29 protein-coding genes are annotated in these 24,430 nt (G+C 61.9%); 18 read left to right on the top strand and 11 right to left on the bottom strand.

Annotated elements, in window-relative coordinates:
* The first annotated feature begins 110 nt into the window (after positions 1–110).
* From HNO53_RS03810 to sigJ, 6 genes are all read left to right on the top strand, one after another.
* Positions 111–851 carry an SDR family NAD(P)-dependent oxidoreductase gene (locus tag HNO53_RS03810; RefSeq protein WP_209476391.1) on the top strand — a complete coding sequence of 247 codons (741 nt, stop codon included), beginning with the start codon at positions 111–113 and terminating at the stop codon, positions 849–851.
* A gap of 81 nt (positions 852–932) precedes the next feature.
* Positions 933–1,250: a DMT family transporter gene (locus tag HNO53_RS03805; protein ID WP_209476390.1), complete on the top strand. Its 318-nt coding sequence runs from the start codon at positions 933–935 to the stop codon at positions 1,248–1,250.
* Positions 1,251–1,273: 23 nt separating this feature from the next.
* On the top strand, positions 1,274–1,675 hold the full coding sequence (locus HNO53_RS03800; RefSeq protein WP_209476389.1) for a VOC family protein: 402 nt from the start codon (positions 1,274–1,276) through the stop codon (positions 1,673–1,675).
* A 263-nt stretch (positions 1,676–1,938) separates the two neighbouring features.
* Positions 1,939–3,180, top strand: coding sequence for an MFS transporter (locus tag HNO53_RS03795; protein ID WP_209476388.1), 1,242 nt, complete (start codon positions 1,939–1,941; stop codon positions 3,178–3,180).
* 437 nt (positions 3,181–3,617) lie between these two features.
* The gene (locus HNO53_RS03790) at positions 3,618–3,950 is read left to right on the top strand and encodes a putative quinol monooxygenase (protein WP_209476387.1); all 333 of its coding nucleotides are present in this window, start codon (positions 3,618–3,620) and stop codon (positions 3,948–3,950) included.
* Positions 3,950–4,822 (top strand): RNA polymerase sigma factor SigJ, encoded by an 873-nt coding sequence (gene sigJ, locus HNO53_RS03785; RefSeq protein WP_209476386.1) that lies wholly within the window; start codon positions 3,950–3,952, stop codon positions 4,820–4,822. Before HNO53_RS03790 ends, sigJ begins: the two co-directional genes overlap by 1 nt.
* Here sigJ and gcvA read toward each other — a convergent pair.
* Entirely contained in the window at positions 4,817–5,737 is a 921-nt protein-coding gene (gcvA, locus tag HNO53_RS03780) for a transcriptional regulator GcvA (protein WP_209476385.1), read from the bottom strand. The two genes, sigJ and gcvA, sit on opposite strands and share 6 nt — an antisense overlap.
* 140 nt (positions 5,738–5,877) lie before the next feature.
* Between gcvA and HNO53_RS03775 the strand changes: the two genes are divergently transcribed.
* Entirely contained in the window at positions 5,878–6,597 is a 720-nt protein-coding gene (locus HNO53_RS03775; RefSeq protein ID WP_209476383.1) for an FMN-dependent NADH-azoreductase, read from the top strand.
* Between the two features lie 92 nt (positions 6,598–6,689).
* Here the strand turns inward: HNO53_RS03775 and HNO53_RS03770 are convergent, their stop codons facing one another.
* The 5 genes from HNO53_RS03770 to HNO53_RS03750 form a co-directional block, all read right to left on the bottom strand.
* On the bottom strand, positions 6,690–7,664 hold the full coding sequence (locus tag HNO53_RS03770; RefSeq protein WP_242597530.1) for an SDR family oxidoreductase: 975 nt from the start codon (positions 7,662–7,664) through the stop codon (positions 6,690–6,692).
* Positions 7,665–7,761: 97 nt separating this feature from the next.
* Positions 7,762–8,511, bottom strand: coding sequence for an arsenical resistance protein ArsH (gene arsH / locus HNO53_RS03765; RefSeq protein ID WP_209476381.1), 750 nt, complete (start codon positions 8,509–8,511; stop codon positions 7,762–7,764).
* Complete coding sequence (locus HNO53_RS03760) at positions 8,508–9,671, bottom strand: MFS transporter (protein ID WP_209476379.1); 1,164 nt, start codon at positions 9,669–9,671, stop codon at positions 8,508–8,510. Before HNO53_RS03760 ends, arsH begins: the two co-directional genes overlap by 4 nt.
* 49 nt (positions 9,672–9,720) lie before the next feature.
* Positions 9,721–10,152, bottom strand: a complete 432-nt coding sequence (locus HNO53_RS03755) for a PadR family transcriptional regulator (RefSeq protein WP_209476378.1) — start codon at positions 10,150–10,152, stop codon at positions 9,721–9,723.
* 32 nt (positions 10,153–10,184) lie between these two features.
* A complete protein-coding gene (locus tag HNO53_RS03750) occupies positions 10,185–10,985 on the bottom strand; it encodes a helix-turn-helix transcriptional regulator (RefSeq protein WP_209476376.1) in 801 nt (266 codons plus the stop codon).
* Between the two features lie 221 nt (positions 10,986–11,206).
* Here HNO53_RS03750 and HNO53_RS03745 point away from each other — a divergent pair, with 221 nt between their 5' ends.
* Both HNO53_RS03745 and HNO53_RS03740 read left to right on the top strand, forming a co-directional pair.
* Entirely contained in the window at positions 11,207–12,505 is a 1,299-nt protein-coding gene (locus HNO53_RS03745) for an NAD(P)/FAD-dependent oxidoreductase (RefSeq protein ID WP_209476374.1), read from the top strand.
* A gap of 80 nt (positions 12,506–12,585) precedes the next feature.
* Entirely contained in the window at positions 12,586–13,047 is a 462-nt protein-coding gene (locus tag HNO53_RS03740) for a carboxymuconolactone decarboxylase family protein (protein ID WP_209476372.1), read from the top strand.
* A gap of 7 nt (positions 13,048–13,054) precedes the next feature.
* Here the strand turns inward: HNO53_RS03740 and HNO53_RS03735 are convergent, their stop codons facing one another.
* A complete protein-coding gene (locus HNO53_RS03735) occupies positions 13,055–13,894 on the bottom strand; it encodes a PhzF family phenazine biosynthesis protein (RefSeq protein ID WP_209476370.1) in 840 nt (279 codons plus the stop codon).
* A 154-nt stretch (positions 13,895–14,048) separates the two neighbouring features.
* Between HNO53_RS03735 and HNO53_RS03730 the strand changes: the two genes are divergently transcribed.
* Positions 14,049–15,650, top strand: a complete 1,602-nt coding sequence (locus HNO53_RS03730; protein ID WP_209476368.1) for an SLC13 family permease — start codon at positions 14,049–14,051, stop codon at positions 15,648–15,650.
* A gap of 95 nt (positions 15,651–15,745) precedes the next feature.
* Positions 15,746–16,096, top strand: coding sequence for a VOC family protein (locus HNO53_RS03725; RefSeq protein WP_209476366.1), 351 nt, complete (start codon positions 15,746–15,748; stop codon positions 16,094–16,096).
* Positions 16,097–16,205: 109 nt separating this feature from the next.
* Here HNO53_RS03725 and HNO53_RS03720 read toward each other — a convergent pair whose 3' ends face one another.
* Positions 16,206–16,475, bottom strand: a complete 270-nt coding sequence (locus HNO53_RS03720; RefSeq protein ID WP_209478501.1) for an EF-hand domain-containing protein — start codon at positions 16,473–16,475, stop codon at positions 16,206–16,208.
* Positions 16,476–16,631: 156 nt separating this feature from the next.
* Here HNO53_RS03720 and HNO53_RS03715 point away from each other — a divergent pair, with 156 nt between their 5' ends.
* Complete coding sequence (locus HNO53_RS03715) at positions 16,632–17,579, top strand: LysR family transcriptional regulator (RefSeq protein ID WP_209476364.1); 948 nt, start codon at positions 16,632–16,634, stop codon at positions 17,577–17,579.
* A gap of 51 nt (positions 17,580–17,630) precedes the next feature.
* Positions 17,631–18,206, top strand: a complete 576-nt coding sequence (locus HNO53_RS03710) for a Crp/Fnr family transcriptional regulator (protein WP_209476362.1) — start codon at positions 17,631–17,633, stop codon at positions 18,204–18,206.
* Positions 18,207–18,712: 506 nt separating this feature from the next.
* Here the strand turns inward: HNO53_RS03710 and HNO53_RS03705 are convergent.
* Complete coding sequence (locus tag HNO53_RS03705) at positions 18,713–19,324, bottom strand: TetR/AcrR family transcriptional regulator (protein WP_242597529.1); 612 nt, start codon at positions 19,322–19,324, stop codon at positions 18,713–18,715.
* Positions 19,325–19,449: 125 nt separating this feature from the next.
* Here HNO53_RS03705 and HNO53_RS03700 point away from each other — a divergent pair, with 125 nt between their 5' ends.
* The 4 genes from HNO53_RS03700 (at position 19,450) to HNO53_RS03685 (ending at position 21,983) form a co-directional block, all read left to right on the top strand.
* Positions 19,450–19,851, top strand: a complete 402-nt coding sequence (locus HNO53_RS03700) for a RidA family protein (RefSeq protein ID WP_209476360.1) — start codon at positions 19,450–19,452, stop codon at positions 19,849–19,851.
* A 177-nt stretch (positions 19,852–20,028) separates the two neighbouring features.
* Entirely contained in the window at positions 20,029–20,298 is a 270-nt protein-coding gene (locus tag HNO53_RS03695; protein WP_209476358.1) for a hypothetical protein, read from the top strand.
* A gap of 93 nt (positions 20,299–20,391) precedes the next feature.
* The gene (locus HNO53_RS03690; RefSeq protein ID WP_242597528.1) at positions 20,392–20,748 is read left to right on the top strand and encodes a cupin domain-containing protein; all 357 of its coding nucleotides are present in this window, start codon (positions 20,392–20,394) and stop codon (positions 20,746–20,748) included.
* Between the two features lie 218 nt (positions 20,749–20,966).
* Positions 20,967–21,983 (top strand): DUF2235 domain-containing protein, encoded by a 1,017-nt coding sequence (locus tag HNO53_RS03685; protein WP_209476354.1) that lies wholly within the window; start codon positions 20,967–20,969, stop codon positions 21,981–21,983.
* A 215-nt stretch (positions 21,984–22,198) separates the two neighbouring features.
* Here HNO53_RS03685 and HNO53_RS03680 read toward each other — a convergent pair whose 3' ends face one another.
* Positions 22,199–22,939 (bottom strand): dienelactone hydrolase family protein, encoded by a 741-nt coding sequence (locus HNO53_RS03680; RefSeq protein WP_209476353.1) that lies wholly within the window; start codon positions 22,937–22,939, stop codon positions 22,199–22,201.
* Positions 22,940–23,174: 235 nt separating this feature from the next.
* On the opposite strand from HNO53_RS03680, the gene HNO53_RS03675 reads away from it, so the two are divergent.
* Positions 23,175–23,843 carry a dihydrofolate reductase family protein gene (locus HNO53_RS03675; RefSeq protein ID WP_209476352.1) on the top strand — a complete coding sequence of 223 codons (669 nt, stop codon included), beginning with the start codon at positions 23,175–23,177 and terminating at the stop codon, positions 23,841–23,843.
* A 12-nt stretch (positions 23,844–23,855) separates the two neighbouring features.
* On the opposite strand, the gene HNO53_RS03670 is transcribed toward HNO53_RS03675, so the two are convergent.
* Positions 23,856–24,242, bottom strand: coding sequence for a gamma-glutamylcyclotransferase family protein (locus tag HNO53_RS03670; protein WP_209476351.1), 387 nt, complete (start codon positions 24,240–24,242; stop codon positions 23,856–23,858).
* Positions 24,243–24,430 lie beyond the last annotated feature (188 nt).

Raw genomic sequence — 24,430 nt, 5'->3', positions numbered from 1 at the left:
CGACATGGAGCACCTCCATTTTTGTACCGCTCAGGAAACAAAGTAATTGATAAAGCCCCAGGTGGCAAATACCCTTTTTTTACCTTTCGGTATAAATAAGGAGTCATGCGATGCAAGCTCTACGGGATAAAGTTGCCTTCGTCACTGGTGGTAGCCGAGGTATCGGCGCGGCCATCGTCAAGCAACTGGTAGAGGACGGCGCAGCCATCGCCTTCACCTACCGGGAAAATTCAGAAAGTGCTCAAGCTCTGGTAGATGAAGTAAAGCGCAATGGCGGCCGGGCGATAGCGATCCAGAGCGACAGCGCCGATCCGAATGCCCTCATAAGCGCAATTAATGAAACGGCCAATACCTTCGGCCGACTTGATATCGTGGTCAACAATGCGGGCGTCTTCCCCTATGGCAAGCCAGAAAGCTTCACAATCGAAGACATCGATCGAACCTTGGCTGTACATACGCGGGCCGCTTTCGTATCAGCACAAGCCGCCATTCCCCATATGGGAGCAGGTGGGCGCATCATTAGCATCGGCAGTTGCTTTGTCGAGCGAGTACCAGTCCCCGGCATCAGCCTTTACGCAATGAGCAAATCAGCTTTGACCGGTTTAACGAAAGGACTGGCTCGCGACTTGGGGCCGCTCGGAATCACAGTAAACATCGTTCATCCTGGGCCAACGGATACCGACATGAACCCAGCTAATGCTCCCGGTGCCGAGGAAGAAAAGGCCTGGACTGCGCTCGGGCAATATGGGCGAGGCGAAGATATCGCAGCCGCTGTCGCCTACCTGGCTGGCGAAAGCGGAAACAACACAACAGGTACGGCTATCTGCGTTGATGGTGGCTACGCCGCTTGATCGCCATGAGTAATATTGTTCATTGCCCGCGGTCCCGCCATGCTCACATGTCGCGACCAAGATGAGAGGAGTCAGGCATTCATGCCATGGATACTGTTGCTGGGGGCAAGCCTTTTGGAGATCGTATGGGCCATGTCACTCAATGCAAGCCAGGGATTCTCGCGGATATGGCCGAGCCTGATAGCCATCCTTGCCGCAGGCGCCAGCTTCTTCATGCTATCCCTCGCCCTCAAAAGCCTACCCATCGGCACGGCCTATGCGATATGGGTAGGAATCGGAACGGTTGGCGTGGCTCTCTTGGGCATCGCGTCACTCGGAGAGAGCCAAAACCCGCTTCGATTACTGTGTCTTGCCTTGATCGTTACTGGTGTGGCGGGGCTAAAACTCGTCGACGGATGAAAGAGAAGTGGAGGGTTAAATATATGTACAGCCACGTAACATTCGGCTGCTCGAATCTAGAGAAAGCCACTGATTTCTACGATTCGGTTTTTAGTGAGCTAGGCTTTGAGCGTCGACCGGTTTCCCCAGACGGCGGACCAGCTTCTGCATGCTGGGTTCCTGCAGGAAAGTCGCTGCCTCGTTTTTACGTTTATATTCCTTTTGATGGAAAACCCGCCACCCCCGGCAACGGCAATATGGTGGCATTCTCTGCGTCTTCGCGGAAAGTTGTAGATGCGGCGTATAATGTCGCGTTGGTGGCGGGAGCCAAGGATGAAGGCGCGCCTGGTGAACGTATGCACTATGGTACCGGTTATTACGGAGCCTATTTCCGCGACTTGGACGGAAACAAAATCCATGTCGTTTATCGTGGTGACATGGAATGAACCACGCCATGGTCGAGACGAAAACTCAGTACGAACATAGCTGAGCCAGGCTCATGCCAAGCATGCGGCACTCATGTCTTTACCGTTTCAAGCAGGAATGGCATTACGCGATTCTGGTTGGGCTCTTTATTGACGGTGACCAATGACACGTTAAACCCTACGGAACGGCAGATTTCAATCTTATCAGAGTATTTTTTTACTGCTTATATCTGTGTTACCGCACGCCTACCGATTTGCGCTGGTAGTGTGTGCAAGGAGTTGTTATGGCTAAAAGAATAGTCTCGAGAATGCAAGCGGGCGATGAATCGTCCAACTTGGGGCGCGTCGCGGTGCTGGCACTGGGCGTCTTCGCGGTCGGTACGGGCGAGTTTGTCCTTGCCGGCATGCTGCCGTTGTTGATGGTAGCGTTCAAAATCTCGGCCATGCAGGCCGGTCAGATTGTCACAGTCTTTGCGATCATCTGCGCTATCGCTGCCCCGGTGCTAACCACGCTCACGGCAACCTGGAAACGTCGCACAGTGCTAATTACGGCCATCGCGACCTATCTTGCGGGCGCAGTCGGCACGGCGCTGGCGCCGACTTACCTGAGTGTGCTTTTGGCACAAGCCGTTGCCGCGGCCGGGGTGGGGCTATTTATTCCCAATGCCTCGGTGACGGCGGCCGCCCTGGTGCGGAAGGATTTTCAGGGGCGCGCCATTGCCATTGTCGTTACTGGCTTTACCGCCGCTGTTGCGGTTGGTACGCCACTTGGCACCGCGTTGGGTGGGATAGCCGGTTGGCGCATGACGATGTGGTTTACGGCTGCACTGGCCATCCCCGGTCTTCTTGGCGTGCTCGTCCTAGTGCCGAGGCACGTGGCGGTTGAAGCGCCGGGCACACTGGCGGAACGCCTGCGCCCTCTCGCGGACCAACGGGTCCTGGCGATTATGGCAACCACTTTAGTTGGTTTCACGGCCGTTTTTATCCCCTATACCTATGTCGGCATCATCTTTGCACCGGCGACGGCGGAAAGCAGTGTGGCATTGGCAGCGCTTATGGTCACACTGGGTGTGATCGGTGCCGCCGGTAATTTTGGTGCCGGTCTCTTGGCTGACAGGATCGGCGGCGCAAGAGTCGTTGCAATTGCATTGGTATGGTTGGCGGTCAGCACCGTTGTTCTGCCGTGGATGACCGCTCACTTCGGTATCGCCGTGGCAATTATCGCCTTCTATGCGGTGGCAGCCTTCGCTATCACTACGCCGCAGCAGCATCGTCTTATGTCCCTGCGGCCCGATGCTGCCGCGGTACTGATCTCGCTGAACCAAGCAGTCCTTTATCTTGCCATTGCCATGTCGGGAATCGTCGGCGCTATCGGGATCGGGTGGATAGGTCCTCAATACGTTAGTCTTGTCGCCGCATTTCTGGCAATTGTTGCACTCGGCATTTCGATGTTCGCAGATAAGCGGAAGGAGCCAGCTTTTATGGGCACAGCTTGTCTGAAGAATACTCACAATCAGAACGGCTAAACTGAGTTCACCTGTTGCAGCCAAAGGTTTGGGTATATCGCCCGAGGTGCCCTTGAAAGGGGCCTAAGCGGAAGCCTGCGAGTATCTTTAATAGCAACAAACGGAGTGTACCCATTGAATCGTAGCGGGAAATTGGCAGATACCACTTTCGGAGAGATGACAAAATGGATCTGCGCAAGCTCACCATATGGCGAAAGCGAGGCCAACGAAGAATTGCCAGCTATCGGGACCATGCCGAATTGAGAGAGTGCGACCCGCGAATGCTGCGCGACATCGGGCTATACCGCGAGCATGGCCGCTTGCTGCCTCTCCATCCGGAGCCAGATGAAACGATGCGTTGACCTGCACTTGGGTACCGATGTCACACGACTCCCTCCTGAATCGTCATGTCAGTGACGGCCACTCGGCCTTAACTGCCAACCAACCAGGAGCGACACATGAGCCAGAGCACACTTTTCATCACCCACAAGGCACTGCCCGGCAAGCGCGACGCGGTGCGGCGCGCCTGGGAGACCCACCTGGCGCCCAGCATCGAGTCGCGCAAGATCCACGATGCCTATTTCTACTGCTACGATGACAGCGATCCCGACACGATCCGCGTCTTCCAGCGCTATGCCGAAGGCGCGGATCCGCAGGCCTTCATGCTGGGGCCGGCATACGAAGCCTATGTCGCCGCGGTCACGCCCCTGCTGGCTCATCCGCCCGAGATTCACGCCGCCACGGTGGCCTGGGCCAAGCACCTGACAGCCACGAAAACCGAGTCTGCCTGATGCCTGCTGCCGACCTGCTTCACTTCGAGGAGGCCCGCCCGATGCTGCTGGGGCTGGCCTATTGCATCCTCGGCTCGCAAGCCGACGCCGAGGATGTGGCGCAGGACACCTTTCTCAAGTGGCAGGCAGCGGATCGTGAGGCTATCGATACACCCCACGCCTGGCTGACCACGGCCTGCACGCGACGCTGCCTCGATCTGCTGGGCAATACACACCGGGCCAGGGTCGACTACGTCGGTGCCTGGCTGCCCGAGCCCATCCCGACCGCTGCCGTATCCGATGCGGAACGCAGCATGCAGCTGGCCGACTCGCTCTCCACCGCCTTCCTGCTGCTGTTGGAACGCCTCTCGCCCAAGGAGCGAGCAGCCTACCTGCTGCATGAGATCTTCGACACGTCCTACGCCGAGATCGCCGCCATGCTCGAACTCAAGGAACCAGCCTGCCGCAAGCTGGTGTCGCGGGCGCGGAGCAACCTGCAAGCGACCGAGCAAAGGCACGCTCCACCGCGGGAACGCCAGCAGGCGCTGCTGGAAGCGTTCAGGCTCGCCATCACCGAGGGCGCCACGGCGCGCCTCGCCAACCTACTCTCGGCCGAGGTTCGCCTCAGCGCCGACGGCGGCGGCAAGGTGCCCACCCTGCTCGAACCGCTGCACGGCCAGACAGCGGTACTCGGCTTCCTGGCCGGCCGGCTGAGCCAGTACTGGGCCGACTACCAGTGGCGCGAGGCCGACATCAACGGGGGCTGCGGTTTCATGATGCACAGAGAGGGAAATGTCGTCGCGACGGTCACCTTCAGCTACGACTTGGCAGGCCAGGCCACTGATATCTTCATCGTGCGCAATCCCGACAAGCTGGCACGGTTGACGTTATGAGTGGCGCTCGACGATAGAACGGCAGGCGCTCTCTCTGGCTTGGGGATCCAGCAGCCCGACGATCCACTCGCGCACGGCGGCAATGGCCGGCTCCTCGAGCCGCTCAGGTGGGTAGACGAGCTGGAAGGGAGCGGCCTTCACCTCGGGGCCGAATGGCTGAACCAGGCGCCCCTGACGCAGCTCCTCCTCGACCAGATACCGGCTCATCAGGGCTATGCCCTGGCCGTCCAGGGCAGCGGCGATGCCATGGGTCTCGTCGGAGAACATCAGTCCGGCGCTGACGTCGAGCCCCGGCACCTGCACTTGGCGCTGCCAGGCCGCCCAGTCCAACGGCGCGGGTGAAGAGAAGTGCAGCAGCGTATGGCGCACCAGTTCGGCCGGTTCACGCAGCTTCAGCACGGGGCTGCACACGGGCACGAAGACATTGTCGAACAGATTCTCCGCGAACAGCCCGGGCCAGGGGCCCTCGCCATAGCGAATCGCCATGTCGGCGACGACGCCGTCCAGGGCGACCGCTTTGTGTGAGACCTGAATGCTCAGGTCGATCTGCGGGTGGGCATCGCGCAGCAGGCAAACCCAGGGCAGCAGCCAGCGCGCGGCCACGGCCGGTGTGGTGGAAAGCGTCACCGCCTGTCGCGTCGGCGGACGGCGCAGCTTGGTCACCGTCTCGGCGATGGCGTCGAAGGCGTCGCTCAGCACGGTGAGCAGCGCTTGGCCCTGAGTCGTCAGCACCAGCTGCCGCGGCCGCCGCACGAACAGGGCCACGCCCAGGCTCTCCTCGAGCTGACGGATCTGATGACTGATCGCCGTCGGCGTGACCGACAGCTCCTCGGCGGCCCGCTTGGCGCTGAGGTGGCGCGCCGCCGCCTCGAAGGCGCGCAGGGCGGAGAGCGAAGGGAGTCGTCGCGGCTTCATGGCTGAGTTTAATTTTCCGAAATCAAAAAAGAATCGTCGTTTGTCGCCCTACTTGTCTTCAGGCTTATATGAAACGAGCCACAAACAAGGCTGAAAACAATTCATTCAAAGAATCCTACACCCAGTGACGGAGAAAACCCATGACGCGTTTACTTCACCTTGATGCCAGCCCACGTCCCGGCCATGCCGGCACACACAAACACGGCTCGCACTCCCGTCGGCTGACTCATCACTTCGTTTCCCGTTGGAGGGCCTTGGAGCCGGGTGTCGAGATCGTCTATCGCGACATCGGCGTCAACCCGCCGACTCTGACCAGCGTGAAATGGATCGAGGCGGAATTCACCCCAACCGAGAAAAAGACGGATTCAATGCGGGCGGTACTAGCCGAAAGCGATGCGCTGATTGATGAAGTCAAAGCAGCCGATATCCTTGTGCTGGGCGTACCCATGTACAACTTCGGCATGCCGGCCGCCTTCAAGGCCTGGATCGACAATATCACTCGCATCGGTCGAACGGTGGACTTCGACATGCAGTATGGCGCCCATCCCTACGTGCCACTGGAGCACTACTTGCCTCTGCTGGCAGACCGCCCCCGGCACGCGGTGCTGCTCTCCTCCCGGGGTGGTTTCGGCTTCGATCGTCAGGGGCCCCTGGCCGCCTTCAACCACTTGGAACCGGGCGTGCGTACCGCCCTGCAGTTCATCGGCATCGGCGGCTTTCACGACATCGCCATCGAGCATCAGGAGGAAGGCGGCGATGCCTTGGCGGCCTCGACCCAAAGCGCTCTGGAGCGCATCGACCGGCTGGTCGAGCGCCTGCACAGCGAAGTCACCGCAAAGCATCAGCCTCAGCCTGCTTGATGGCCATTACCACTCGCTCGGCCTTAGGGATCCGGTCGAGCGAGTGGTAAAGAACAGTTGAAAACGCTGATGATTGGCGAGCGCCTCGACCATCAGTCCTGATGCAACCTGCGGCGGCGCGACAGATAAAAGCCCGCCAGCACCCCTGCAAGACTCGCTGCCATGACCGCCTTGCGGCGCGTATCGGTAGCACGGAAACCACCATCGATGCGCCGCTCTCCACTTGGCGGCGCATGCAAGTTGCCCGATGACTTCGCCATGGGTCGGGCTCGCCTCATGGCGAAATCGACCAGACTGGCATTGAGCCCCGGGTAGCCCGGCATACCATGGGCGAGGCGGGCCAGCATAGCGGGTAGCCCCACGTAGGCCGTCGGCTGCGGATACCGAGCCAGCTTGACGATGGTGCGAGCAGTACGACGAGGATCGTAGACGGGCGGTACGGGCTTGACGGCACGGCCCGTGTAATTGCTTCCGTCACGAAACCCGGGGGTATCCATCACGGCGGGATAGACATTGCACACATGGATATCCGACCAATGATGCAACTCCCCCTGCAGGCTTTCGGCAAAGGCGCGCAGGCCAAACTTTGCCGCACTGTATGAGGCGGCGTAGGGCTGGGGCGTCCAGCCGCCGAGGGAAATATTGTTGATCAGAATGCCGCGGCCTCGCTGCTTGAAATGAGGCAGCACCGCATAAGCACCGTTGATCTGGCCGACAAGGTCCGTCTGGATGACGCGTGCGTGGTCTTCAACGGGGATCTCCTCGAAAGCCCCGAGCGCACCGACACCCGCATTGTTGACCCACACGTCGATCCTGCCCGCTGCCTCTATCGCACTCTGGGCAAGTCGTTGCATGTCTTCAGGCTTGGTAACGTCGGCGACGATGAACCTGGCCTGCCCGCCGAACCGATGGCACTCCTCGGCGACGTCATGCAGCGCCGTCCTGTCCCGGGCCGCCAGGACCAGGGGCGCACCCTGGCGAGCAAATTCATGCGCCGTGGCACGGCCGATGCCGCTGGAAGCACCGGTGATGACAACAACGGTTTCACTCATTGCAGGTGGGGACATGGTTGCCTCCTTTCGATGATTTCACGGCCTCCTGGCCGCTCTTGCCTTGAAGGTAGGTCAATCTCCTGGCAATAAGCTCATCGAAGCGGGCAGCCCTCTACTGCGAAGTTTGCGCAACCGCAGCCTTGTCTGTCACCGGGTCGGCCTTGGCGCCGGCCGCCTCGCGGCGCTCCGAGTAGCGGTCCACCAGTGCTTCAGCGTGGGGCCGCAGCAGCAGGGTGAAGCGCACCAGCTCCTCCATCACGTCGGCAATGCGGTCGTAGAGCGGCGAGGGTCGCATGCGCCCGGCCTCATCGAACTCCTGGTACGCCTTGGGCACGCTGGACTGGTTGGGGATGGTGAACATGCGCATCCAGCGCCCGAGCAGGCGCAGGGTGTTCACCGCATTGAATGACTGGGAGCCGCCGCTGACCTGCATCACCGCCAGGGTACGCCCCTGGGTGGGCCGCACCGCGCCCATGCTCAGCGGCAAGTGATCGATCTGAGTCTTCATCACGCCGGTGATCTGGCCGTGGCGCTCGGGGCTGCACCACACCTGGCCCTCGGACCAGATGGCCAGCTCGCGCAGCTCCCTTACCGCCGGGTGATCGTCGCCTGGCACCTGGTCCGGCAGCGGGAGGTCGGAAGGGTCGAAGATTCGCGTCTCGGCGCCGAAGTAACGCAGCAGCCGCGCCGCCTCCTCTACTGCCAGGCGCGAATAGGAGCGTTCGCGCAGCGAGCCATAGAGCAACAGGATACGCGGCGGATGGCCCAGCGGATCGGGCAAGCCCTGGCCGGGCTGCCGAAGAGCGAAGCGCTCATCGAGGGCCGGCAGGTTGTCAGGGTCGGTAAGCGTGCGAAGCCTCATGTCGCCTCCTTCATGGCGTGGGTTTGCAGGAAGAGCAGCGCCACCAGGGCAGCCAGCCCCAAAACGGACGAGAAAAGCAGCGCCTGGGTGCCGAAGCGCTCGATCAACAGGGCGAAGGCCAGCGGCGCCAGCGCCTGGCCGAAGCGTGCCGGCACCATCAGAACGCCCTGGCGCAGGCCATAGCCGTGAGGACCAAAGGTTGCCAAGGGCAGCGTGCCCTTGGCGATGGTGAGAATGCCGTTGCCGCCACCGTGCAGCAGCACGAACAGCGTGGCCAACGGTGCTCCCAGCGTCATCACGCCGAGTGCGCCGATGGGATGCGCCACCACCGCCAGCTTTGCCGAGAGCAGCGGATGAAAGCGCTTCAATAGCGAGAATTCGAGCAGTCGCGCCGCCACCTGGGCCGGCCCTACCAAAGCCGCGGCGGCGATGGCCCCGGCCGGTGTCAGGCCCGCGATCTGCAGCAGCCATGGCAGATGCGCCGCCATGGCGGTGCTGACGAACCAGGTCACGGCGAAGACGAAGGCCAGCAGCGCCATGGGCAGCCAGGTCGAATTCGCCTCGGCCGTTGCCGCCTCGGCATGGGTCATGGGCGGCTGAGTTCCGAATGGAATCAACAGACGGTTGAGCGGGAGGCCCAGCAGCAGGTGCACCGCCGCCCAGGTAACGCAGGCGTTCTGCCAGCCGAACTCGACGTTGAGCCAGCCGGTGATCGGCCAGCACACGGTACTGGCAAAGCCCGCCAGCAGGGTAATGCCGGTAATGGGGCCACGCGCCTCGCGGCCGTAGAGCCCCGCCAGGGTGGAGAAAGCCGATTCGTACAGCCCCATGCCCATGCCGACACCGATCACCAGCCATCCCGCCCACAGCATCATGGGTCCAGCGGCCAGCCCCAGCAGCACCAGGCCCAGGGCGAATACCAGACTCGATACCGTCAACACGTCGCGCCCGCCGAAGCGATCGATGCGACGACCCACCGCCGGCCCCAGAAGCGCCGACACCACCAGCGCCGAGGAGAACGCCGCAAACACCGTACCCGTGGATAATCCCAGGTCTCGCGCCATGGGCACGGCGAGAATAGCCGGAAGATAGTAGGTCGAGCCCCAGGCCAGGGTTTGGGAGACGCCCAGGGCAATGACCACGCGAGTGCGACCGTTCATCGAATACCTCGATCAACGAGGCATCCAGACCTAAAAAAACGTTCCGCACTCATCCTTCCCGCCCCTCCTGGTTCACCCGATTTACCGTCGCACCGCCCGCCATGCGGCGGCTCTCGAGGATGCAGTCCGTGGCCTCCAACCAGGCATCCACCGCCACCTGAAAGGCCGCCCGTCCCTTTTCCGTCAGCGCATAGACCTTGCGCGAGCGCCCCTGCACCACCTCGGCGCTCGAACTCAGGTAGCCACCCGCTTCGAATTCGTTGAGCATCGGATAGACCGTGCCCTCTGACGGGCTGCAGCAGCCCTTGGTGCTCTTCTCCACCGCTTGCACCACCTCATAGCCATGCATCGGCTTGCGGTGCAGCACGCTGAGCACGAAGAACTTCGACAGCGACATCTTGATCGTGCCGCGCCAGTAGGAAGGGTCGCTGTAGTCGGGGATCCGGCGGCCGGCGGCCGGTTCGGATTTCGCTTTAGTCATGGCTGAGAACCTATACCTCGAGGATCGAGGCGTCAAGAAGAGGCACCATAACGCCGCCGCGCGTAGTCGAGATAGCCACCCGGGGTAAAGCCGGTGACGGCCTTGAAGTCGTGGATGAAGTGCGCCTGGTCGAAGTAGCCGGCGGCGAAGGCGGTATCGGTCAGGGAGCTGGCTGCCCCGCCCTGCTTGATCAGCTCGCGACTGTGCGCGACGCGCAGCAGTCGAGCATAGTGCTTGGGTGAGAGCCCCATATGCCGCTGGAACAACCGTTCCAGGCGGCGCTGGCCGAACGGCAGCTCGTCAACCAGCGCCGTGATGCTGCCTTGGCCGTGGCATTGCCGTAACCACTCAAGCGCCACGGGCAGTGCCGAGGGCGCTCGTTCTCCATGGCGCAGCCTGTCCAGCAGGTACTCTTCCAGTATTGTCAGGCGTGCTGACAGGTTGGCTTCCTGACCCAGTCGATCATGCAGCGTCTCGAGCTCGAGCCGGCGCAGGGCGTCTCCCGGCAGCATGTCTCCACCCGCCAGAACCGACAGCGCCTCGCCGACGAACGGAAAGCCCATACCCGGCAAGAAGCGTACGCCGAGCAGATCGAGCTCTTGCCCTACCTTCAGGCGTGCAGTGCGCCGCTTTGGAGAGTCGATCCAGCAACCTCCCTGCACCCGTTCGCCATCTCGTTCGAGCGCAGCACCAAAGTTGAACAGCAGCCCCGTGGCACCATCCGGATGCAGCAGTTCTATACCACCAGCATCCTCGCCAGCTCGCCCCGTGGCCCGCCAGAAACACTGCACAAAAGGGCGCAGCGGCGTTGAAGGCAGGAATTTCGTGAGCATCAGGCCAGCGTAGGATGCCCGCTCGACAGGTCGGAAATTTGCAATGCCGGTGCAGCCTTCCAGAGCAGGCTGGGTAACGCCACTCATGCTCGTCCCCTTTAGTGAAGGGTTAGGCCACCCACGGTTAAGCAAACAGGAAAAAGTACAACGATTTTCGAATTCTAGCGTTACAGTAGGGGCACCCATTTCTCAATTACACATTCATCTAAACGGAGCCATACATGGACAAAACGCGAATCGTGGTCGTCGGCGGCGGTGCCGGCGGGCTGGAGCTGGTCACCCGCCTCGGGCGGCGCCTGGGACGACGCGGCAAGGCCGACATCACCCTGATAGATCGCAATACGACCCACATCTGGAAACCGCTGCTGCATGAGGTCGCCACCGGAGCGCTGGATTCCAGTATCGACGAGATCTCCTACCAGAGCCATGCCCAGCTCCATGGCTATCGTTTCCAGCGCGGCACTCTCCAGGCCCTCGATCGCGATGCTCGCCAGTTGAGCCTCGCCCCGGTACTCGACGACCACGGCCAGGAAGTGTTGCCGGCTCGCACCCTGGACTATGACATGCTGGTGCTGGCCCTGGGCAGCGTGAGTAACGACTTCGGCACACCGGGGGTCTCCGAGCACTGTCACTTTCTCGACAGCCCGGCCCAGGCCGAAGCCTTCCGCCGCGACATGCTCAATACCTTCCTGCGCTACAGCGACCCCGAGCGGCGTCATCATCCACGGCTCAGCGTCGGCATCGTCGGCGCTGGCGCCACTGGGGTGGAGCTGGCCGCGGAACTCTATGACGCCTCGCGCATGTTGCACAGCTACGGCTTCACCGAGATGGACAGCGGCAACCTGGAAGTTCACTTGATCGAGGCGGCACCGAATGTGCTGCCGGCGCTGCCCGAGCGCATTCGCGGCGCCGTGCGCACCGAGCTGGAACGCCTGGGCGTGCAGGTACATACCGGCACGCGAGTGGTGTGCGTCGAGGAAGGTGCCATCGTCACTGCCGATGATCAACGCATCGAGACGGATCTCAACGTGTGGGCCGCGGGCATCAAGGCGCCCGAGGTACTACGCACATTGGGGCTGACGCTGGACCGCAACCAGCGCATCAAGGTCGAGCCGACGCTACAGAGCGTCGACGACCCCAACATCTTCGTCTTTGGCGACTGCGCCAGCTGCCCGCAGCCGGACGGTTCCATGGTGCCACCGCGAGCGCAGGCCGCCCACCAGCAGGCGCAGCGGCTCTACAAGAACCTGCTCGCCAGGCTCGAGAACGGCACGCTCAAGCCGTTTCGCTATCGCGACCGCGGTTCGCTCATCTCGCTGGCCCACTTCGAGGCAATCGGCAGCTTGATGCGCGGGGCTTCGGCACGCAGCCTGTTCATCGAGGGGCGCCTGGCCAAGTTCTTCTACGCCTCGCTATACCGCATGCACCAGCGTGCCATTCACGGCACCTCGAAGACAGCGCTCATCCTGCTCTCTGACGGGCTCAACCGCTTCATCCGCCCGCGCATGAAGCTGCACTGATCCGGCAGGTCGAAAATCTACAATTCTGCCGCTAGCGGCCAAGCTAGGCTGGGGCTCCATTCACTTACGGAGCCCCAGCCATGCGCATGAACTACTTCTCCGCCAGCCCCGCCGGTCTCAAGGCCATGCTGGATCTGCAGCAGCACGTTCACAAGGCGGCACAAGAGGGTGAACTGGGTAACGGCCTGCTGGCCCTGGTCTATACCCGCGTCTCGCAGATCAACGGCTGCGCCTACTGCATCGACATGCATACCAAGGATGCCCGCAAGGCCGGCGAGACCGAACAGCGGCTGTACGCCCTGAGCGCCTGGCGCGAAACGCCCTTCTACACCGAGCGCGAGCGCGCCGCCCTGGCCTGGGCCGAAGCCAACACCCTGCTCGCCAGTCAGAACGGCATAGAAGATTCGCTGTACGAAGCCACCCGCGAGCACTTCTCGGAGAAAGGGCTGACCGACCTCACCCTGGCGATCTGCACCATCAACGCCTGGAATCGCCTGTCGATCAGCTTCGCTGCAGACGCCGGCAGCTACCAGCCCACCTAGGCGCGGCTCAAGCGTCCAGCGACACCGCCTGCCCGGTGACGACGATGCCGCCCGACAGCGGAATGTCCACCTGCAGGCGGCTGGGCCGGCCCATTGCCTCGCCCTGCCGGACCGTCAACTGGGCGGGCGCCTGGAGCAGGCCCGCGTCGCGCAGGTAGCCACCCAGCGCCGCTGCTGCCGCGCCGGTGGCGGGGTCCTCCACCACGCCGCCCACCGGGAACGGGTCGCGGGCGTGGAAACGGTCTTCGCTCTCGCGCCACACCAGCTGCAGCGTGGTCAGCCCCTCACGCAGCATCAGTGCCTTGAGCCGCTCGAAGTCGTACTCGAGCCGCTCGAGGCATTGCTGCGTCTTGCACGCCAGCACCAGGTGCCAGGCCCCGGCATAGGCCAGCGCGGGTGGAATCTCGAGGTCGAGTTCGTCCGCTTGCCAGCCGAGCAGCCCGCGTATTTCCTCGACCAACGCCGGCTCGGCGGGGCGATACTCCGGCGTGACCGACACCAGCGAGGCCTGCCACTCCCCTTCCACCTGGTTGACGGTGACCATCACCTCGCCCACTGCCGTATCGAGCATGTAGGTGCCCGCCCCGCTCAGCCGGCCCAACTGCACGCCGCTAGCCACCGTGGCATGGCCGCAGAAGCTCACTTCCGCCTCGGGGCTGTAATAGCGCACAATGCGCCGCTTGCCCTCGGCCGGCGCGATGAAGGCGGTTTCGGAATAGCCCACCTCGGCGGCGATGCGTTGCATCTCCGACGGCTCGGGCAACGCCTCGCCCAACCAAACCCCGGCAGGGTTGCCGCCACTCGGGTCGTTGGTGAAGGCAGCAAGGCGATAGAGGGTGCCGCTCATGGGGAGTCTCCTTGGGTGCGATGCGCTCTATCTCATCTGGGGGCAAACCATAGCGAACGCAATGGGAAGGCATGTGCTTACTCATGCCGTGTCCAAGAGTACTGGGCTACGCTCCATGTAGGGAGCTGTATTAGTGAAATAAAGGAGACTTAGCATGGCTGATCAGCCTCAACCAAACGATGGAAACGAGGGCACACCCGGTGGAAAAGAATCAGGTGGACGATCAGCTAGACTGATATGGGGCCTGCGCGCCTTCGGGTTGCTCCTGGCGCTGATTGTCTGGCTCGCTATGGGCCAGGCCGAAGGGCTCTCGCCAGATGCGCGCTGGGTCGCGACGATCGCGACCCTGATGGCGGTCTGGTGGATGACGGAAGCGATCCCGCTCTCGGCCACCGCCCTGCTGCCAATCGTGCTGATCCCGATGTTGACGGAGCACACCGTCTCCCAGGCCACGGCGCCTTACGCCAGCTCCATCGTCTTTCTTTTCCTCGGCGGCTTCCTGATTGCCATTGCCATGGAGAAATGGAACCTGCACCGGCGCATCGCCCTGTTGACGCTGTCCCGGGTCGGGATCTCGCCGAAGCGGATCGTACTCGGCATGATGCTCGCCACGGGGTTTCTGTCGATGTGGGTATCCAACACCGCAACGACGCTGATGATGCTGCCGATCGGGCTCTCCGTGCTAGCCCTGGTCGCGGAGCGCAGCGGTGAGGCCACCGCGACGGCCGCCGCCGGCCACGACCACCACCGGGCCGGCCACGTCGACTTCATTCATGACGAGAACATCAAGCGCTTCGGCGTCTGCCTGCTGCTGGCAATCGCCTGGTCGGCCAGCATGGGCGGCCTCGGCACCCTGCTCGGCAGCCCGCCCAACGCCATCGTTGCCGGCTATGCCGCCGACGAACTGGGCCGCAACATCGGCTTTCTCGAATGGATGATGCTCGGCGTACCGCTGGCCTTCACCTTCATTCTGGTGGGCTGGGTACTGATGACCCGGGTGCTCTACCGCTTCAACGTCGCGGAAATCGCCGGCGGCAAGGAAATGATCGAGGGAGAAATCCGCAAGCTCGGCGCGCTCAGCCAGGGCGAGAAGATGGTATTGCTCGTCTTCGGCTCGGCCGCGTTCCTGTGGGTCGTGCCCGGCGTGCTCGGCAACATCCCGGGGGTGGGCCAGTGGCTCGGGCCGCTGGGTAATCTCGATGACACTGCCATCGCTATCGCCGCCGGCATCGCCTTGTTCATTCTGCCCGCGCGAGGCCGCAGCGAGATGGTGCTCAATTGGCAGGATGCCGAGGACGGACTGCCCTGGGGTGTGTTGCTGCTGTTTGGCGGCGGCCTAAGCCTTGCCGGCGCTGTCGCGGGGACCGGCCTCGATAACTGGTTCGGCCAGCAGGTCACGGGACTCGGCATGCTTCCAATCATCCTGTTGGTAGCCGCCGTCGCCACGATCATTCTGTTCCTGACCGAGGTCACCAGCAACACGGCCACGGCCGCGACCTTTATCCCCGTGCTCGGGGGCGTGGCGGTGGGTATCGGCGCCGACTCGATGACGCTGCTGATCCCGGCAGCCTTCGCCGCGACCTGCGCCTTCATGCTGCCGGTCGGCACGCCACCCAACGCCATAGTGTTCGGCACCGGTGCGGTCACCATCGCCCAGATGGCACGGGGTGGGGTCGTACTCAACCTGATCGGAATCGTATTGATCACCGCCTTCTGCTATCTGCTCGGCGGCTTTGCGCTGGGGCTACAATTCTAAGCGGGTGGTACGCACGGCTTCTCGGCCTGGGTTGGCGCAAGCGCGGCCACTCCAAGACTGTATTGGAATCCACAACAAGAAAATCGGGGCGGCACATGAAAGTCAAACGCATCATGGCCAACACGGCGACATCGGATCTCGACCAGGCGGCAGCCTTCTATGGAGGCATCCTGGGTCTCGACCTGCTCATGGATCACGGCTGGTTTCGGACATACGGCTCGAATGAAAAAATGATGGTACAGGTGAGCTTCGGCAGCGAAGGCGGCTCGGGTACTCCCGTGCCCGATCTCTCCATCGAAGTCGACGACATCCAAACGGCGCTGGCACGCTTCGAGAAGGCCAACATAGCCATCGAATACGGGCCCGTCAGCGAGCCCTGGGGCGTACGGCGCTTCTTCGTTCGCGACCCGTTCGGAAAGCTCGTCAATGTTCTGCAGCACGAATGAGCGGTGGGCGGAAGAGAAGGGAAAACGAGAAGAGAGGCCTCTGCAGGCCTCCCTTCTCGACTTTCCATAGACAAATGTGCACTCGCAGCTAACTCACCATACCGAGCAATCAGCGCGGGCGGAAGTTGAACTCCTGGCGCGAGATCGCGCCGTTATGGTCACGATCCAGGATGACGAAGACTTCAGGCAGAGTGCCTGCCTTGGCCTCTTCACGTGAAATGCGGCCATCGCCATCCCGATCCAGTTGCTCGAAACCATTCTGGCCGGAGGCGCTCGACGAAGCGGTAGGCGGTATCAGCTGCTCTGCGCCCATTTCAGCAAGGGCGACACCGGAGGACAGTGCCAGAGCAAGGAACAGTGCGGTTTTTTGCGCTTTCATGGTGTCTCTCTCGTTTCCAATCACAGGGGGTTGAGGTCCGACATTCTCGTGACGACTGGACTCCGGAATGCCGACCGATGGTTGTATTCTATAGATCACCAATCACTGTACCAGACCCTTATTTTTTAACGTTGCGTTTCCCCCTGGAAACGAATAATGTACCGCTACTTCCCCTTCGGTGTTGATGCGATGCACGACCTCAACGACCTCTACTATTTTCATGCCGTGGTCACGTACCAGGGCTTCTCGGCGGCCTCGCGCCACATCGGTGTGCCCAAGGGAACGCTCAGCAAGCGAGTCGCACGCCTCGAAGAACGCCTCAAGGTGCGCTTGCTGGAGCGCTCGACGCGCAAGATCCGTACCACAGACGTAGGACATGCCTTCTACGAACACTGCCAGACCGTGCTCGCCGGTGCCGAAGCGGCAGAAACGGTGGCGGCACAGGCCTACGCCGAACCCAACGGCGTCGTACGGCTCAGTTGCCCGCAAGGCCTGATCCAGAACCTCATCGAGGAAGTCCTTCCGGCGTTCATGAAGACCTATCCCAAGGTCCGCGTGCACATGATGGTCTTCGATCGTCGCGCCGACCTGATCGAGGATCGGCTCGATGTCGCCATACGCGTGCGCAGCAAGCCGGACATGTCCGATGCCTCTCTGATCATGCGCCCGCTCGGGCAGAATCACCTGGTGATGGCGGTAAGCCCGGCCGTACATGCCGCCTGCAAGAGGGGGCTGACCATCGACGAGCTCGCCGATGTGCCGACCCTCTCGATGGGGGGAGAAACGGACGAGGTTCGCTGGGAGCTGACAGGGCCGAACGACGAGACCCGCGTGATCGCCCTGCGCCCCCGACTGATGTGCAGCAACTTCGACATGCTGCTTGCGGCAGCGTGCCAGGGGCTTGGTGTGGCACTCTTGCCCATACACATCTGCCGTGTGAGCTTTGCCAAGGGGGAACTGGTACATGTACTGCCCGAGTGGCGCTCACCCTTTGGCACGATCCAGGCGGTCTTCTCCAATCGCAAGGGCCTCGTCCCTGCGGTAAGGGCACTGATCGATTTTCTCGCCCAGGCCATACCCTGCAAGCTCTCGGTCGAGGCCTGAGGAGTCAGTAGTGTTAAGAGGCGAATAGGCAAGTATTGCAACGAGGTGAGAGTGCGCACGATTATCGAGAATGCTCTTTCGTCAGAAGACGGCAACGTCATCGACTCTGTCGTGGCGCTTTTTCAACCACGCACGCTCGATAAAGGGGAGACCCTGCTTCATCAAGGCGATACCTGGAGCCAGGCCTTCGTGATCGAACGAGGGCTCGTGCGGATGCACCTCATTGGAAGTGATGGCAAGGACTTCAACAAGAACTTTCTCCCTGAAGGGGCGCTGTTTTGTCCCATCACTGCCGAGATGGAAAATCAGCCTTCGCTCTTTGCCATCTCGGCACTGGAAGCGTCCTTCATCTGGCAGGCACCGGTTTCGGCGCTTCGCTCCATGCTCGAGAAGCATGACCTGTGGGAACCGCTACGCAGCGAGCTACTGGCACGGCTGGTGAATCAGAAGCTGCAACGTGAGCATGACCTGCTTACCCTTGATGGGAAATCCCGGTACCGCCAACTCTGCCAAAGCCAGCCGCATCTCGCCGCTCGCGTGCCAGTGGCGCACCTGGCAAGTTATCTGGGCCTGACGGATGTGTCGCTGTCGCGGATTCGTCGGCAACTCAAAGAGGAGCAGGAATGAACATTTGTTAAGGGACAGTGCCGCCCGGCGCTCTTAGAGTCGTCTTCGTCACCCCTCATAGAGTGTGCGCCATGAAACTCCACAGGACTCCTCAAGTTGCTGTTGCCTGTCTCGCCGGCCTTCTCCTGCTCGCGGTCGTCATGTTCGTTGCGATGCTCGTCGGTAAGGAGCCACACCCACCCGCCATGCGAGGCCCCTACCTTGGTGCAATCAGTGCACTATCGCTCGTTTCCATCTGGTTGCTGATCGCCCAGGAGCGCGCTGGCATCTGGGCTGGCATGCTCGCCCTTCTGACCTTTCTACCGGCGGTTGGGCCGCACAAATTCTGGACGGAACCTGCTGCTCTCGCCCTTGCGCCACTGATCATGGTCGGCTCCCTTCTGCTTTGCGCTGGCGCTGCGAGCCTCTTTCGGGCCGACCAACGGCATCGGACGCCTAGCCGTGAAAGACTTGGCTAAAACGTGTTGATCGCCCAACCATGAAGGGCCACGGCCAGGGCGCGTAATTCAATCAGTGCCTTTATTCGCCCCATCGGCTTGCAGCAAACCGGCAGCAAGCTGCCGAAAAGCCTCGACGGCCTTTGGAAGAACGGCGCGGGGCTCGTCGGCGGCGGCGATCCACAGGGCCGCGTTGAGCGCCGCGCCGTTGATCAACCGGGCCGCTGCCTCCGCATCCACCGGCTTGACGGTACCCTCGTCGATAAGAGCCTGGATGGTTTGCGTCGTGCGCAGCAGGCACGCATTCTGGTTGGGCCATTGTGATGGATCGCCGAGCACGGCCGGCCCATCCAGCAGCATGATGCGCTGGACTTCTGGCTCCAGCGCCATTTCGATATAGGCCACCCCCTCCTCAAGCAGCCCGTCCCAGCGGCTTGCCGCCTGATCCTGAGCAGCCAGCATCCTCGCCACCATCTCCCGGTCGATCTGGTCGACCACGGCCTGCAGCAATCCCTGCTTGCCGCCGAAGTTATGGTAGAGCGCCCCTCGCGTCAGCCCCGCTTCAGCCGTGAGCTCATCCATCGAAGCTGCCGCATAGCCTTTGGCCGCGAAGGCCTCCCGAGCTGCTCGAATGAGCTTGGCCCGGGTTTCCTCCATCATCTGCGCACGTTTCGTCGCCACACTCTCTCCTCGATTGTAACTCTCGATTCCACATACACAGCGTATGCGAATTGACATACGGCGCGTATGTGTCATTCTATCTCACATACGGCCCGTATATAAATACCACTTACAGGAGTAACACAATGGCGAAGCGCGATGCAGTCTTTCCTGCCGGACGGCAGGCACTCTACGAGATCAACCGCTATTCGGCGGCGATCCGCTCGGGCGACTTCCTGTTCGTCTCGGGCCAGGTCGGCAGCCGCGAGGATGGCTCTGCCGAGCCGGATTTCGAAAGGCAGGTCCAGCTTGCCTTCGACAACCTCACGGCCGTTCTCGAAGCCGCCGGCTGTACCTTCGACGACATCGTCGACGTGACCACCTTTCACACCGACCCTGCCGCCCAATGGGAGGCGATCGACAGGGTTCGCACCAAGGAAATCGGTGAACCACCCTACCCCAACTGGACCGCTGTAGGCGTGAACTGGCTAGCGGGCTTCGATTTTGAAATCAAGGTCATCGCTCGCATTCCCGAGCCTGCGCGATAGGGCCACGTCTCATCCCGGATACACCGCCGCTGGAGCAGCGGCGGTGTATCTACTCCCATTAACCCAAGCATCTCTGAAGGCTCACTACTCTATACTGCAGCGAACGTGAACTTTCACCGCGCACGCCAGGTTCACTGAGCCGGACGAAGGGCGGCCGGAAGCCATGTGGAGGCTCCCATGGACGAAGACCTCGAACGCATGACCCGCGAGCAGTTGATCGAGGAAGCCAAGCGATTACGCCAGGGCATCCGTGAGCATCGTGACTGCAGCCGGCACGACCTCTGCTGGCACCATCCTGCGCTATGGGGGTTGCTGCCCGACAAGACCGACCCGATGCCCGTGGTACCGGAATGGCCGGAATTCATCAGGGGCTGCATCAGGTACCGCCAGTCGCTCGATGAGCAGATGCCAAATGCCCCGCGGTCCGATGAGCCGTACGAAGAGTGAGAACAACCGAGGCTTACCGATATGACCTCCGAGTCGATTGCATCAACCCGCTCCCCCATCGTGCTAGCACCGGGGGCCGGCCGTGGGTATCCGATGGGACGCATCACCGCCCTCTTCAAAGCCGATGGCAGCGAAACCGACAATCGATACTCCATTTCCGAATGGTGGCTCGAGCCCAAGACGAAAGGCCCCGGTGCACACTGTCACGATGAAGATGATGTCTTCTACGTCCTCGCCGGCACCATGAGCTTTCTGCTCGAGACCGAGTGGATCGATGCCTCGGCGGGTAGCTTCGTATTGGTACCCGGTGGCACGACGCACGATTTCGAGAATCGCAGCCCGGAACGCGCCGGCGTGCTGAATTTCTCCGCTCCCGGCGGTTTTGAACCCAACATGCCAGCGATCAGCCAGTGGTTTGCGCAATATCCCCCAGGAGACACTGATGGCTGACACTCCCTGCTCCCTCTCGCACCACGCGACAAAGTTGATTCAGCGTGCGAATCCGTTACAGCGCATCCGTAACCTCCCATCGTCGTAAGCCATTTACTACATGGATGTAATCCATGACCTCAATCAAGACGGACTAGGCCATTTTTGGGCTAGATGACATAGCGCACCCAAAACAATGGGGTTACGTTTAGTAAAAAAGCAGGGAGGGAGGCGGCGAGATGAAGCGCATCGTCATCTGCGCCGATGGCACTTGGCAACGCCCCGAAAGTGACGATCCAACACATGTGCTGCGCCTGGCACGAGGTATCGCCTCGGGCTGCGATACCGACACCAAACAGGTCGTGTACTACGACTGGGGCATCGGCACCGAATGCAACAGCATTCGCAGCGGTACGAGCGGCACCGGCATCGACAAGGGCATCATGGATTGCTATCGCTTCATCGTGCACAACTACGAGCCTGGCGATCAGCTCTTCCTATTCGGCTTCAGCCGTGGCGCCTATACCGTGCGCTCCCTGGCCGGGCTCATCCGCAACTGCGGCGTACTGCTACGGCTCTATGCCGACAGAATTCCCGAGGCTTACCAGCTTTACCGGCAACGCTCACGGAACTCGGCACCCGATGCCGATACCTCCATCAACTTCCGCCGTGCCTATGCCGTGGCGGATAGAACCGAAATCGAGTTCATCGGCGTGTGGGATACCGTCGGCGCATTCGGTATTCCCGCGCCGTTCCTCGGTACCCTGGGCACCGAGCGCTACCTGTTCCACGACACCGAACCCAGCAGCATCATCCGCCACGCCCGGCATGCCGTTTCCATCGACGAGAACCGCCAGGACTTCGAGCCTACGCTGTGGTCAGCCAAGCCCGGCATTGACCTCAAGCAGGTGTGGTTCGCCGGCGTGCATACCGATATCGGCGGCGGCTACCCGCAGCATGAGCTCGGCGACTGCGCTGGAAAGTGGATCGCCAACGAAGCCGAACGCTTCGGGCTCACCTTCGAGCCGCACTTCCTCGCCTCAATGAACCCGAGCCACAGCGGCCGGCAACACGACGAATACAAGGGCTTCTACAAGATCATGCGCCGCGCGCAGTACCGCACGCCGGAACCCTGCCTGCACCAGAGCGTACGCCTGCGCTGGGAAGACCCACACGTGACCTACCAAAGCCCGGCGCTGAGCCAACTGCTCGACTCGGTGGATGGAGATTGGGGTAAGGTGGAGTTGGTGGGGTGAGGGTTGGACACGACAACGGAGGAGACGATGGCCTTCCACAATCCGGATCCTAAAATGCGGGCAATTGAACAACGCAACGCCCGAGTGAAGGCCGATCTGTTCGTCAGGCTGATTGGTGGTGCGTGGCGCAGACTTCGCAAGGGCGCCCTGAGGCTGTCGAGGGGGAAACAGCGCCGCGGCCCCACTCACCGGGGCCGCTGACAAAAGAGTTCACCTTACAACGTCTCTTCCAGCAGCATGGCCAACCGCCTGTGATGCAGGGCATCGGCAGCCGCATCGTAGCTGGGGGCGTCCTTGGCCGTGAAGCCGTGGGCGGCGCCCTTGTAGAGTTCAGTGGTGAAGTGCACACCGGCCTTGGCCAGCGCCTCGTCCATACGCGCGATCTGCTCGGGCGGCAGCAGCTCGTCCTTGTCGGCGTGGCCGAGATAGACGCGCCCCTCGATGGCCTCGACCACGTGCACGAGGGAGTTCGGGTCGTCGGCCTTGGCCAAGTTGGCCGAATGGAAGCCGGCCGCTACGGCAACGCGCTCGGGGTGTGCGGCTGCCATGCGCAGTGCGAAGGCGCCGGTCATGCAGTAGCCCACCACACCTATCTTTCCCTTCGCGAACTCCCTCTCGTTATCGATGCAACCCAACAGGGCAGCGAAGTCGCGGGATAGTGCCTCGGGCGTCAGACGGCCGGCGTACCCGAACAGCGTCGGACGCACGTCGGGGTCGCGGAAGGACTTGCCCTCCGGCACGACGGGACCGCGCGCATCGCGGTAGTAGACGTTGGGCATCAACACAGCGTAGCCGTTGTCCGCGAGCTGCTGGGCTTTCTCGTGATAGCAAAGGCGCAGGCCGCCGATATCGGTGAACAGCACCACGGCCGAAAGAGGACGGTCAGCACTCCCGGGCGTGAAGATATGGGCGTCGATGGTGCCGTCGGCGGCGGGGATTTCGATAGCGCGAGACATGGCGGGCTCCGGGGTTGTGGATGCCAAATGGATCTTGTCAGGGACGAAAGCCTTTGCATACGACTCTAACCATAGACAAGCCCGACTGGCGAGGGCGTGGCTCTCCGCCGCGAGCCTCCTGCTGCGCTGAAGCTCGCCAGACCATGAGCGCGGAGAAGCATGTGTCAGTGCGTTGTCGATTACGTCGCAGCTCGCTCGAATACTGGCTGAACTTGCAAACCACGAGGATGAGCAGATGCGCAAAGTGATCGTTGGCGCGATGGTGTCACTGGACGGGGTCATGCAGGCGCCCGGCGGGCCACAGGAAGACCCGACAGGCGGTTTCCACTATGGCGGCTGGGTCGCGCCGTTGGTGGACGAGGTGTTCGGGGAGGAGATCGACAAGCTGTTCGGCCAGCCGTTCGACCTGCTGCTCGGGCGCAAGACCTACGAGATATTCGCCGCGCACTGGCCCTATGCCGAGGAAGGGCCGGACGACTCCATCGCCAAGGCCTTCAATGCGGTCAAGAAATATGTGGCAACCCGCAAGGGGCTGGAGCTGACCTGGAAGGGTTCGGTGGCGCTGCGCGATGCGGCGGACGATGTCGCCAGACTGAAGCAGGAAAAGGGGCCGGCTCTGGTTACTCAGGGCAGCACCGAGCTGATTCAGACGCTGCTTGCAAGCGACCTCATCGATGAGATCAACCTGTTCATCTGCCCCGTGGTGCTGGGGAAAGGCAAGAAGCTGTTTGGCGATGGTGCAGCGCCGGGGGCTTTCAAACTCATCTCCCATCGTGTGTCACCCAACGGCTTGGTGATTGCGAAGTATGAACGCGACGGAGCGGTGAAAACCGGAGACTTCGCCATGGAGCAGCCGACTGCAGCGGAAGTGGCACGCCGCGAGAAGTTGCAGCGCGAAGGCTGAGGTCAGGTCAAGTCAGGGCCGCCACCCGCCCTGCCGGATCGCCCTACAGCCGGCAACCTCAGGGTTGTAGAGGTAGAGCCAGGCGGAGCCGAAGGTGGTGGCATGAATGGCCCGGTGGTAGAGCCCGGCGTGCGGCTGGCGCGGGCGAAAGTCCTCGAGCCTGTCCAGCGAGGTGAGCAGCCTGGCATCGACTCGGAACACCTCCACCTCGACCCCGCGTGAGGGTTCAGGCTTGGCCCCGGGGAAGGGACCGAGATCGTAGAGGGTGGCGCTGGTCAGTCGGTCGCTGCCCAGGAAGTCGGCCCCTTCCAGCCAATGGTGGTTGCGCAGCCCACGCTTCAGGGTGCCGTAGACGGCTACCAGCGGGGTGCGGGAGATGGAAAGCGCAGGGGCGAACATCGCAGGCTGGCTCCCTGATGGTTCAGAGCATGGATGAAGTCTAACCCAGCGTCATTACGATGGCGAAGGAGACCCTTTCACTTTCAATGACGAAGGCCGGCTGACCACCTGCCCCCGCATCGAAAGGGAAACGGTCACATTGCCCACGGAAAAATGTCGTACGCTTACCCGAAGGATCAGCGAGAGGG

Source organism: Billgrantia antri (assembly GCF_017868935.1).
In the GTDB taxonomy this organism is placed as follows: Bacteria; Pseudomonadota; Gammaproteobacteria; order Pseudomonadales; family Halomonadaceae; genus Halomonas; species Halomonas antri.
This window is presented reverse-complemented; position numbering and strand designations above follow the sequence as displayed.